The sequence below is a fragment of the Streptomyces sp. NPDC002602 genome, from assembly GCF_042889445.1.
GTDB lineage: Bacteria > Actinomycetota > Actinomycetes > Streptomycetales > Streptomycetaceae > Streptomyces.
In genome coordinates this window covers 1-11,005 of record NZ_JBIAQX010000010.1, presented here as the reverse complement: position 1 = coordinate 11,005, position 11,005 = coordinate 1, and the positions used below count along the sequence as shown (strand labels likewise).

At 71.9% G+C, this 11,005-nt stretch carries 4 protein-coding genes; 3 read left to right on the top strand and 1 reads right to left on the bottom strand.

Going from position 1 to position 11,005, the window contains the following annotated elements:
• Positions 1–29: 29 nt before the first annotated feature.
• The gene (locus ACFYW3_RS24425) at positions 30–6,542 is read left to right on the top strand and encodes a type I polyketide synthase (RefSeq protein ID WP_389387325.1); all 6,513 of its coding nucleotides are present in this window, start codon (positions 30–32) and stop codon (positions 6,540–6,542) included.
• A gap of 122 nt (positions 6,543–6,664) precedes the next feature.
• Here ACFYW3_RS24425 and ACFYW3_RS24420 read toward each other — a convergent pair whose 3' ends face one another.
• Positions 6,665–8,308 (bottom strand): FAD-binding oxidoreductase, encoded by a 1,644-nt coding sequence (locus ACFYW3_RS24420; protein WP_389387324.1) that lies wholly within the window; start codon positions 8,306–8,308, stop codon positions 6,665–6,667.
• A 238-nt stretch (positions 8,309–8,546) separates the two neighbouring features.
• Between ACFYW3_RS24420 and ACFYW3_RS24415 the strand changes: the two genes are divergently transcribed.
• Entirely contained in the window at positions 8,547–10,316 is a 1,770-nt protein-coding gene (locus ACFYW3_RS24415; protein WP_389387323.1) for an acetyl/propionyl/methylcrotonyl-CoA carboxylase subunit alpha, read from the top strand.
• A 3-nt stretch (positions 10,317–10,319) separates the two neighbouring features.
• Positions 10,320–11,005 (top strand): 2-oxoacid:acceptor oxidoreductase family protein (locus ACFYW3_RS24410; RefSeq protein WP_389387322.1); only part of this gene is annotated, 686 nt, incomplete at its 3' end.

Below are 11,005 nucleotides of genomic sequence, written 5' to 3'. Positions count from 1 at the left end.
ACGCAGCTCTGAGGAGAAGTTGATTTCGCATGTCCAATGAGACCAAGTCCAACGAACCGGCAGCGTCCACGGACCAGGCTGTTTCCAAAGAACAGAAGATGGTCGACTACCTCAAGTGGGTGACCACCGACCTTCAGAAGACGAGGCAGCGGGTCGCGGAACTGGAGGCCGGCCAGGACGAGCCGGTCGCCATCGTCGGCATGGCCTGCCGTTTCCCGGGCGGGGTGACCTCTGCGGAGACCCTGTGGAAGCTGGTCATGGACGAGGCCGACGGGATCACCGACTGGCCCGAGGACCGCGGCTGGGACATCGACGCCCTGTACGACCCGGAGCGCGGCAAGCCCGGAAAGTCGTACACGAAGAAGGGCGGGTTCCTTGCGGGCGCGGCCCTCTTCGACCCCGGCTTCTTCGGGATCTCGCCCCGTGAGGCGCTCGCCATGGATCCGCAGCAGCGGGTGCTGTTGGAGACCGCGTGGGAGACCTTCGAGCAGGCGGGCATCGACCCGACCTCGCTGCGGGGCACCCCGGTCGGCGTGTTCGCGGGCGTGGTGGAGCAGAGCTACCTGGGGCTGGAGGGCCCCGAGGAGCTCGAGGGCTACCTGATGACGAGCAAGTTGAGCGCCGTCGCCTCGGGCCGCATCGCGTACTCCTTCGGTTTCGAGGGCCCGGCCGTGTCCGTGGACACGGCGTGCTCCTCCTCGCTGGTGGCGCTGCACCTGGCGGTGCAGTCGGTCCGCAAGGGCGAGTCGTCCATGGCGCTGGCGGGCGGTTCGACGGTGTCGGGCAACCCGAGCGGGTTCGTCGACTTCTCGCGGCAGAACGGGCTGGCCGAGGACGGCCGGATCAAGTCGTTCGCCGCGGCGGCCGACGGGACGGCCTGGTCGGAGGGGGTCGGTCTGCTGCTCGTCGAGAAGCTGTCGGACGCCCGGCGCAACGGCCACGAGGTCCTCGCCGTGATCCGCGGCAGCGCCGTCAACCAGGACGGCGCCTCCAATGGGCTGACCGCCCCCAACGGCCCCTCCCAGGAGCGGGTCATCCACCAGGCGTTGGCCGCCGCGAAGCTGTTCGCGGCCGACGTGGACGCGGTGGAGGCGCACGGCACCGGGACCCGGCTCGGCGACCCGATCGAGGCGCAGGCGCTGCTGGCCACGTACGGGCAGAACCGCCCGGCGGACCGGCCGCTGCACCTGGGCTCGTTGAAGTCGAACATCGGGCACAGCGTCGCGGCGGCCGGCGCGGGCGGCGTCATCAAGATGATCATGGCGATGCGGCACGGGGTCCTGCCCAAGTCCCTGAACATCGACGAGCCGACCCCGATGGTCGACTGGGACGCGGGCGCCGTCTCCCTGCTGACCGAGGCCCGTCCGTGGCCCGCCGGCGGCGCACCGCGCCGCGCCGGCGTCTCCGCGTTCGGCGTCAGTGGCACCAACGCCCACGTCATCCTGGAGGAGCCGCCGACCGAGGAGGCCTCCGACGAGCCGCGGCCGGCCGGCGACGCGCCCGTCCGCGCGCTCCCCTTCCTGCCGTGGACGCTGGGTGCGAAGACCCCCGACGCGCTCGCCGACCAGGCCCGGCGCCTGCTGGAGCTGGTGGAGGCCGACGCCGGCCCTTCCCCGCTGGACGTGGCGTACTCGCTGGCCACGGGCCGCGCGGCGCTGGAGCAGCGCGCGGTGGTCGTCGGCGCCGACCGGGACGCGCTGCTGGAGGGCCTGCGCTCGCTGGCCGCCGGCGCACCGGACGCGAGCGTGGTGCGGGGCGCGAAGGCGGGCGGCCACACGGCGTTCGTCTTCACCGGGCAGGGCGCGCAGCGTGCCGGGATGGGCGAGGAGCTGTACGCGCACTTCCCCGTGTACGCCGAGGCCTTCGACGCGGTCGCCGCCGAGCTGGACAAGCACCTGGACCGGCCGATCCGCGAGGTCATCGCCTCGGGCACGGACCTGGACGAGACGGGCTACACCCAGCCGGCCCTGTTCGCCGTCGAGGTGGCCCTGTACCGCCTCGTCGAGTCCTGGGGGATCACCCCCGACCACCTCGCGGGGCACTCCATCGGCGAGTTGACGGCCGCCCACATCGCGGGCGTCCTCGACCTCGCGGACACCGCGAAGCTGGTGGTCGCCCGGGCGAGGTTGATGCAGGCGCTGCCCACCGGCGGCGCCATGATCGCCGTCCAGGCCACGGAGGCGGAGGTCCTGCCGCTCCTCGAAGGCCTGGAGGACCGGCTGTCGATCGCCGCCGTCAACGGCCCGACCTCCGTCGTCGTCTCCGGCGACGAGGAAGCCGCCCTCAAGGTCGCCGGAAACCTCGCCGAACTGGGCCGCAAGACCAAGCGCCTGACGGTCTCGCACGCCTTCCACTCCCCCCACATGAACGGCATGCTGGAGGAGTTCCGGAAGGTCGCGGCCACCCTCACCTACAACAAGCCGCAACTGCCCGTCATCTCCACCCTCACCGGCAAGCTCGCCACCGGGGACGACCTGCGCACCCCCGGCTACTGGACCGACCAGGTCCGCGGCGCCGTCCGGTTCACCGACGCGGTCCGCACCATGGAGCAGTTCGGTGCGACGACCTTCGTCGAGATCGGCCCCGACGCCGTCCTGGCCGGACTGGTCCGCGACACCCTCACCGACGCGACGGCCGTACCGCTGCTGCGTCGGGGCCGCCCCGACGCCGAGACCCTCGTCGGCGGCCTCGGCCGGCTCCACACGGCGGGCGTTCCCGTCGGGTGGCGGGAGTTCTTCGCCGGCACGGGCGCCCGCCGCGCCGACCTGCCGACGTACGCCTTCCAGCACGAGCGGTACTGGGTCGAGACCAGCGGGATCGTGGCCGACGCCTCCGACCTGGGCCTCGAATCGGCGGACCACCCGCTGCTCGGCGCCGCGGTCACCATCGCCGGCTCCGACCAGGTCCTGTTCACCAGCCGGCTCTCGCTGCGCACCCACCCCTGGCTCGCGGACCACATCGTCCTGGGCCAGATCCTGGTGCCGGCGACCGCGCTGATCGAGATGGCGATCCGCGCCGGCGACGAGCTGGGCAGCACCGTCCTCGACGACCTGTCGATCCTCGGCCCGCTGGCCCTTCCCGAGAAGGGCGGCATCCACCTCCAGGTCAGCGTGGGCTCCGCCGCCGGCGGCGGCCGGCGCGAGCTGGCGATCTACTCGCGGCCCGACAACGCCGACGTGCCGTGGACCCTCAACGCCCGCGGTCACCTCAGCTTCCAGGGCGCCGACGAGCCGTTCGCCCTCACCGAGTGGCCGCCCGCCGACGCCGAGGAGGTCCCGCTGCACGACGCGTACGAGAAGCTCGCCACCCAGGGCTACGTCTACGGCCCGGTCTACCGGGGCCTGGACGCCGTCTGGCGCCGCGACGACGAGGTGTACGCCGAGGTCAGCCTGCCCGACGGCAGCCGCACCAGCCAGGCCGGCTTCGGTCTGCACCCGGCCCTCCTCGAAGTCGCGCTGGCGGCCTCCTGCCTCGCGAGCTACGGCACCGTCCCCGAGGGCGCCGTCTGGATCTCCACCGACTGGAAGGGCGTCCGGCTGTACGCGACCGGCGCCTCCAAGCTCCGCGTACGGCTCTCCCTCGACGCCGACGACGCGCTGGTCGTCCAGCTCGCCGACCAGAGCGGACAGCCCGTCGCCCGGGTCGCGTCGGTCGCCTGCCGGGCCATCGCCGTCGGCGAGGTCTCCAACGCCCTGGCCCGCCGGCGCGACTCCCTCTTCCACGTCGACTGGGCGCCCTACCCGGTCGTCGCCACCGGGGACACCACGCACTGGGCGACCCTGGGCAAGGACGGCTTCGGGGACCGCCGGTTCACCGACGTGGCCCGGGCCGCCCGGGTCATCGGCGCGGGCGAACGCGTCGACGTCGTCCTGGCCCGCCAGGAGACCCCCGACACCGGGGACCGGGCCGCCGACGTGCACACGGCGGCCAGGAACGCGCTGGCCCTCGTACAGAACTGGCTTGCCGAGGAACGCCTCACCGACACCCGACTGGTGGTCCTCACCCGCGGCGGCGTGGCCGCCCGCGACGAGGACGTCACCGACCTGGGCGCGGCCACCGTGTGGGGCCTGCTGCGCTCCGCGCAGTCCGAGAACCCCGGCCGGATCGTGCTCGTCGACCACGACCTCGACCTGGACGACCCCGCCGCCGACCCGTTCGCGGTACTGGCCTCGGTGGTCGCCTCCGGGGAACCGCAGTCGGCCGTCCGCGCCGGACAGGTGCTGATACCGCGCCTGGGCCGGATCTCCGAGTCGGCCGCGGGCCGCACCGGTGGGTGGAACCCCGACGGCACCGTCCTGATCACCGGTGGCACCGGCAGTCTCGGCGCCCTGTTCGCCCGGCACCTGGTCGTCGAGCACGGCGTGCGGAACCTGCTGCTCACCAGCCGGCGCGGTCTCGCCGCCGAGGGGGCGGGCGCCCTCGCGGCCGAACTGACCTCGCTCGGCGCCCGGGTGACCATCGCGGCCTGCGACGTCGCCGACCGGGAGGCGCTGGCCGCCGTACTGGCGGACGTCCCGCGCGCGCACCCGCTGACCGGCGTCCTGCACACCGCCGGCGTCCTGGACGACGGGCTGATCGGATCGCAGACCCCGGAGCGGCTCTCGGCCGTACTGCGACCCAAGGTCGACGCCTCGTGGAACCTGCACGAGCTGACGAAGGACCTGGACCTGTCCGCCTTCGTGCTCTTCTCGTCGATCGCGGCGGTCGTCGGCGGCCCCGGCCAGTCCACGTACTCGGCCGCGAACCACTTCCTCGACGGCCTCGCCCAGCACCGCAAGGCCCGGGGCCTCGCCGCGACCTCGCTGGCCTGGGGCCTGTGGTCGCAGACCAGCGGCATGACCGGTCACCTCGACCAAGCCGACCTCCAGCGCATCGCCCGCAGCGGCTTCCGCCCCGTGGAGTCCGAGCAGGGCCCCGCCCTGTTGGACATCGCGTTGGAGACCGGGCACGCGGCGCTGGTCGCCACCCCGATGGACCTCGCGACCCTGCGGGAGCAGGTCCAGGTGCCGGTGCTGCTGAGCAAGCTGGTCCGCACGCCGGCCCGCCGGACCGCCCAGAACACCGAGGTCACCGCAGAGACCCTGGCGGACCGGCTGGCCGGGCTGACGGCCGAGGAGCAGTCGCGGGCGGTGCTGGAGGTCGTCCTCGCGCAGGTCTCGGCGGTCCTCGGGCACTCCGACACCTCGGCGATCGACACCGGGCAGCCGTTCTCGGCGCTGGGCTTCGACTCGCTCACCTCGGTCGAGCTGCGCAACCAGTTGGGCACCGCCACCGGCCTCAAGCTGCCGCCCACGCTGGTCTTCGACCACCCGACGCCGCTCGCGCTCGCCGCGTTCCTGCACGGCGAGGTCGCCAGCGGTACCGCCGGCCGCAAGGGAACGGACTACGCGGCGGAGATCCGGCTCGCCGACGACATCCGGCCCGCGCAGGAGGTCGTACGGACCGCCGTGGACCCGAAGGAGATCCTGCTGACGGGAGCCAGCGGCTTCCTCGGCGCGTTCCTGCTGCGGGACCTGATGCGCGCCACCACGGGCCGGGTGCGCTGCCTGGTCCGCGGCGAGGACGAGGCCTCGGCCCTGGAGCGGCTGAAGGCCAACGCCCGCTGGTACCGGGTGTGGGACGAGATCGACGAGGACCGGCTGTCGATCGTCCTCGGCGACCTGGCCGAGCCGCGGCTCGGCCTGACCGAGGAGGCGTTCGACGCCCTCGCCCGCACCGTCGACGTGGTCTACCACAACGGCGCCCGGGTGCACTGGCTGCACCCGTACGAGACCCTCAAGGCCTCGAACGTGACGGGCACGGAGGAGGTGCTGCGGCTCGCGGCGCGCCACCGCACCGTCCCGGTGCACTACGTCTCCACCGTCGGTGTCTTCAACGGGGTGCGCGAGCCCGGCGTCCCGCTGAAGGTGACCGACCCGACCGGGCCGGCCGAGGCCCTCGCGAGCGGGTACCTGCGCTCCAAGTGGGTCGCGGAGCAGATCATCGGGCTGGCCCGGGACCGGGGCCTGCCGGTCTCGGTCTACCGCGTCGACGTGATCTCCGGCGACCAGGTCAACGGCGCCTGCCAGACCGCCGACTTCGTGTGGCTGACGCTGAAGGGGCTGGTCCAGTCCCGGAGCATCCCCAAGGGCACCGAGGGCCGCTTCCACCTGCTGCCGGTCGACTACGTCAGCGCGGCGATCACCGGCATCTCGCGGCAGCCCGGTGCGGTCGGCCGTACCTTCCACCTCTTCAACCAGAGTTCCCTGGCCCTGACCCGGTGCGCCGAGTTCCTGCGCGGCCTCGGCTACGAACTCGACGAGGTGAGCTGGGACAACTGGAACACCACGGTGAAGGCGGGCGACAACGCGCTCCTGCCGCTGTTGGACGCCTTCGAGATGATGACGTCCGACACCGACGGCTTCTACCCGCCGATCGACACCACCGAGACGGCGGCGGCCCTGGCCGGGACCGGCGTCGAGATCCCCGTGCTGACGAAGGAGCTGTTCGAGAAGTACGTCGGCTTCTTCGTCGAGGAAGGCCACTTCCCGGCGGCCCCGTGACGGGGCGGCCACGAGAGAGCCCCGCCGGCCCGAGGCCGGCGGGGCTCTCCCCTTGGGTGCGGCGCCGCGCGCGGTGTGAGGGGCGCGGTGCCGCGGTGTGGGGAATCGCTTGTGGGGAATCGTTACGGCAGGCGGATGCCGAGGCGGTGCGAGAAGACGTCCCGCGGGTCCCACTTCGCCTTGGCCCGCTGGAGGCGCGGGTAGTTGTCCTTGAAGTAGAGCCGGTGCCAGGGGACGCCCGAGGTGTTGAGCGTCGGATCGGCGATGTCGGCGTCCGCGTAGTTGATGTAGCAGCCGTCGTTGACCCCACCCGGGCGGGGCACGCCGCCGGTGCTCGCGTACACGTCCGCGTAGGCCTCGCGCACCCAGTTCTGGTGGACCGCGTCGTCCGCCGGGTTCGTCCAGAGGCTGCAGTAGAGCATCTTGGCGACGGAGTCCCGCTGGGCGGTCGCGGTGTCCGCGCTCCCCGTGTCGTTGATCCGGCCGCCGAAGCTGACGAGGGCGATCATCCCGTACGGGCCCGGGTAGTCGGTGCGGGTCAGCTGCCGGTACATCGCCTTGAGCTGGTCCTGCGGCATCGCCTTGCGGACGTACGCCGACTTGGACTTCCAGCGCGGCACGGCGGCCTCGACGAAGCCCGACCACTCGGTGACCGCGTACAGCCACGGCGCCCGGTAGCGGTCGCCGACGGTGTAGCGGACCCCGGTGCCCTCGGAGACGGCCGCGAGGAACCCGTCGAGCACCTGATCGGCGTCCGGCGCCGCCGCGTCGATCTGGGTGCTCATCCGGAAGTAGCCGGCCGCCTTGTGCATCGCCTTGAACTGGCTGTAGAGGAAGCGGCCCGGGGCGTCGGGGCCCGAGTTGTTCTCGTGCCAGACGTTGAAGTTGTGCACGAGCCGGGTGAAGCTCGCCTCGTCCAGGTCCTCCCAGGACCAGCTGACGTCCGACAGGATCACCTCGGAGGGCGCCTTGGGCAGCAGCTTCGTCGGGTCGTCGCCGGTGGCGCCCGGGGAGCGCAGCCAGTACTTGGTGACGATCCCGAAGTTCCCGCCGCCGCCCCCGGTGTGGGCCCACCACAGCTCGCGGTTCGGGTCGTTCGCCTCACGGGTCGCGACCACCTTGCGGGCCCGTCCGTTCTGGTCGACGTGGACGACCTCGACGGCGTACAGGTGGTCCACGGTCAGTCCGCGCGAACGCGACAGCGCGCCGTAGCCGCCGCCGCTGATGTGTCCGCCGGCGCCGACGGTCGGGCAGGTGCCGCCGGGCAGGACGACGCCCCAGCGCTTGTAGAGGGTGCGGTAGACGGTGCCCAGCAGGGCGCCCGGCTCGACGGAGATGGCACGCATCCGCGGGTCGTACGCGATGGAGCCCAGCCCGGCCATGTCGATGACGACCCGGACCTCGGGGTTGGTCGTGAAGTCCTCGTCGCAGTGGCCGCCGCTGCGGACCACGACCTTGAGTTTCCGGTCGACGGCCTCCTGTACCGCGCTGACGACCTGGTCGGCGGAGCCGACGAGCCGGACGTAGTCGGGGGAGCCGACCCAGCGCTGGTTGGAGCCCGATATGAGGCCGCGGTAGCGCGGGTCGGTGCGGGTGACGGTGATCGGGGCGGGGACGGCCGCGCGGGCGGCGGCCTCCCCGGTGCCTTCGACGACGGCCGCCTCGGCGGTTCCCGCGGCCGCCACGACACCCATCGTGGGCACCGCCAGAGCGCCGCCGGTCAGCGCCGCGCCTTTCATGAGCACCCGACGGGACACATCGGTCATGACCGCATACCTCCATGAGACACGAGAGAAGAACCGGAGAAGAGCGCCGGAGCAGAGCCGCGGCACGAGAACCGCGGGAGAACCCGGGGCGCGGCCACCCGACCACAACTCGGTCACCAGGCGTTCTCTGGCGGTCCTCGTGCGGTGATTACCTGCCGGTGGGCCGCCGGCGAGGAGCCGGGGCTACGTTTTCGACCGTCGATGGTTCGAACTGTCACCGAAGTTGAGGAGAGCGTTCGTGCGTAAGGTGCTGATTGCGAACCGCGGCGAGATCGCTGTCCGCGTTGCTCGGGCTTGCCGGGATGCGGGTATCGGGAGTGTGGCTGTCTACGCGGATCCGGATCGGGACGCTCTGCATGTGCGTGTGGCGGATGAGGCGTTCGCGTTGGGTGGTGACACCCCGGCCGCCAGCTATTTGGACATCGCGATGGTTTTGCAGGCGGCGGCGGACTCCGGCGCGGACGCGATCCATCCCGGGTACGGCTTCCTGTCGGAGAACGCCGACTTCGCCCAAGCCGTCCTGGACGCGGGTCTGACGTGGATCGGGCCGCCGCCGCAGGCCATCCGTGACCTCGGCGACAAGGTCGCCGCCCGTCACATCGCCCAACGCGCCGGCGCCCCGCTGGTCGCCGGCACCCCCGACCCGGTCTCCGGGTCCGAGGAGGTCGTGGCCTTCGCGAGGGAACACGGCCTCCCGATCGCGATCAAGGCCGCGTTCGGTGGCGGCGGTCGCGGCCTGAAGGTCGCCCGCACCCTCGAAGAGGTCCCCGAGCTGTACGACTCCGCCGTCCGCGAGGCCGTCGCCGCGTTCGGACGCGGCGAGTGCTTCGTCGAGCGCTACCTCGACAAGCCCCGCCACGTCGAGACCCAGTGCCTGGCCGACACCCACGGCAACGTCGTCGTCGTCTCCACCCGCGACTGCTCGCTCCAGCGCCGCCACCAGAAGCTGGTCGAGGAGGCCCCGGCCCCGTTCCTGACGGACGCCCAGAACGCCGAGCTGTACGCCGCCTCCAAGGCCATCCTGAAGGAAGCCGGCTACGTCGGCGCCGGCACCGTGGAGTTCCTGGTCTCCGCCGACGGCCTGATCTCCTTCCTGGAGGTCAACACCCGCCTCCAGGTCGAACACCCCGTCACCGAGGAGGTCTCCGGCCTCGACCTCGTGCGGGAGATGTTCCGCATCGCCGACGGCGAGGCACTCGGCTACGACGACCCGGTACTGCGCGGGCACTCCTTCGAGTTCCGCATCAACGGCGAGGACCCCGGCCGCGGCTTCCTGCCCGCCCCCGGCACCGTCACCCGCTTCGCACCCCCCTCCGGCCCCGGCGTCCGCCTCGACGCGGGCGTCGAGTCCGGCTCCGTCATCGGCCCCGCCTGGGACTCCCTCCTCGCCAAGCTGATCGTCACCGGCGCCACCCGCGAACAGGCCCTCCAACGCGCCGCCCGCGCACTCGCCGAGTTCGAGATCGAGGGCATGGCCACCGCCCTCCCCTTCCACCGCGCCGTCGTCACCGACCCCGCCTTCGCCCCCGCGGAAGGCCCCTTCACGGTCCACACCCGCTGGATCGAAACCGAGTTCGTCAACGACATCAAAGCCTTCAACGCGGTGCCGGGCGAGGATCCCGAGGCGGAAGAGGGACGCGAATCGCTGGTGGTCGAGGTCGGTGGCCGCCGCCTGGAAGTCTCGCTGCCCGCATCTCTGGGGACGACATTGACCCGGGGCGCGGCCTCCACGGGCGGCGGTACCGCGACCAAGATCAAGCGCCGCGGCAACAAGAGCGTCAAGGCCCCCTCCGGCGACACCCTCGCCTCCCCGATGCAGGGAACCATCGTCAAGATCGCCGTCGAGGACGGCCAGCAGGTCGACGAGGGCGACCTGATCGTCGTTCTCGAGGCCATGAAGATGGAACAGCCCCTCAACGCACACCGCTCCGGCACCATCGTCGGCCTCAAGGCCGAAGTCGGCGCGTCCCTCACCTCCGGTGCCACCATCTGCGAGATCAAGGCCTGAGTGATGACCGAGACTGCCATTCCCCCGGCCGGCGAGAAGGAAGTCCGCCGCCTCGACCGTGTGATCATCCGTTTCGCGGGTGACTCGGGCGACGGCATGCAGCTGACGGGTGACCGTTTCACTTCGGAGACGGCCTCCTTCGGCAACGACCTCTCGACCCTCCCCAACTTCCCCGCCGAGATCCGTGCCCCCGCCGGAACCCTCCCGGGCGTGTCCTCCTTCCAACTGCACTTCGCCGATCACGACATCCTGACCCCGGGCGACGCCCCGGACGTCCTGGTGGCGATGAACCCGGCGGCGCTGAAGGCGAACATCGCGGACGTCCCGCGCGGCGCGGAGATCATCGTCAACACCGACGAGTTCACCAAACGCCCGATGGCCAAGGTCGGCTACGCGACCTCCCCGCTGGAGGACGGCTCGCTGGACGCCTACCGCGTGCACCCGGTCCCGCTCACCACCTTGACGGTGGAGGCGCTGAAGGACTTCGGGCTGTCGCGCAAGGAGGCCGAGCGCAGCAAGAACATGTTCGCGTTGGGTCTGCTGTCGTGGATGTACCACCGCCCGACGGAGGGCACGGAGGCCTTCCTGCGGACCAAGTTCGCGAAGAAGCCGGAGATCGCCGAGGCGAACGTGGCCGCCTTCCGGGCCGGCTGGAACTTCGGCGAGACCACCGAGGACTTCGCGGTCTC

Coding starts and splice junctions, on each gene's coding strand:
- ACFYW3_RS24425 (WP_389387325.1), top strand. CDS start 30: ATGTCCAATGAGACCAAGTCCAACGAACCGGCAGCGTCCACGGACCAG.
- ACFYW3_RS24420 (WP_389387324.1), bottom strand. CDS start 8,308: ATGACCGATGTGTCCCGTCGGGTGCTCATGAAAGGCGCGGCGCTGACC.